The sequence below is a fragment of the Flavobacterium pokkalii genome (genome assembly GCF_014596575.1).
Classification (GTDB): domain Bacteria; phylum Bacteroidota; class Bacteroidia; order Flavobacteriales; family Flavobacteriaceae; genus Flavobacterium; species Flavobacterium pokkalii.
The window spans coordinates 1-838 of record NZ_NASZ01000060.1; the positions used below are offsets into that span (position 1 = coordinate 1).

Below are 838 nucleotides of genomic sequence, written 5' to 3' on the forward strand. Positions count from 1 at the left end.
AACTTCATTTTTTGTAGCTATGACAATACTACATGAATTAGTACATTATGGTCGATTTCATAATAGTTTACCACAAAAACATAACGGGGATGAAGCTGGACATGTTTTTGAAACTTCTGTTTTTAATCATGTTCTAGGAATAAATGGATCAACTCAAATAGCTTCTAATTATGGATGGAATTTATAAATTTATCATTATATTAATATTTTTTTGCAGTTGCAAAAACAATAAAGAAACGCATTCAATAGAGCATAAATTTATTAAATACAATATCAATGTATTAATTGACTCTGTTGAAAGTTTCGACATGAGTAAATATATGACAAAGAAGGATATTTTTACAATTGGGTTAATTGATTCAATAACTGTAGAAGATCGACATAATAATGTAAACAAATCCAAAAATTTTATTCCTCTTAAAATTCATTCTAATGACATTTTAGAATTTAAATCTAAATATGAACTTAAATTAGTTCCTAGAAAAAATCATGACAGCAATATATTATTTGTACAATTTTGTGATTTACAAATCAGTGAAAACAAGGCAAGTATTATTGTGCGAAAAACAAGAGGAATTGGAATGATTGAGGATATATATTTCTTTGTGAAAGAAAAAAATATTTGGGTTTTGAAAAAGAAAAAAATGTTGACGATGGGATAAAAACCCGATGGCTCGGATATGCCCGATGGCTCGGATATGTCCACGCTAGATAGTGCGGAATTGTATTCCGTACCCTCAAAGATTGGCAAGTATCAAGAAACTACAACGATAAAAAAAGTTGTAGTTTTTTTTTGTATTTCAACCCTGCTAGAGTTTTGAACTCTAGCAGGGTTTTG

2 protein-coding genes are annotated in these 838 nt (G+C 28.9%); both read left to right on the forward strand.

Features of this window, described 5'->3' with window-relative positions; genetic code table 11:
• Positions 1-187: hypothetical protein (locus tag B6A10_RS16260; RefSeq protein WP_188221710.1), on the forward strand; the 187-nt coding region annotated here is incomplete at its 5' end.
• A complete protein-coding gene (locus tag B6A10_RS16265) occupies positions 171-662 on the forward strand; it encodes a hypothetical protein (RefSeq protein ID WP_188221711.1) in 492 nt (163 codons plus the stop codon). The genes B6A10_RS16260 and B6A10_RS16265, both read left to right, overlap by 17 nt.
• Positions 663-838: the final 176 nt, after the last annotated feature.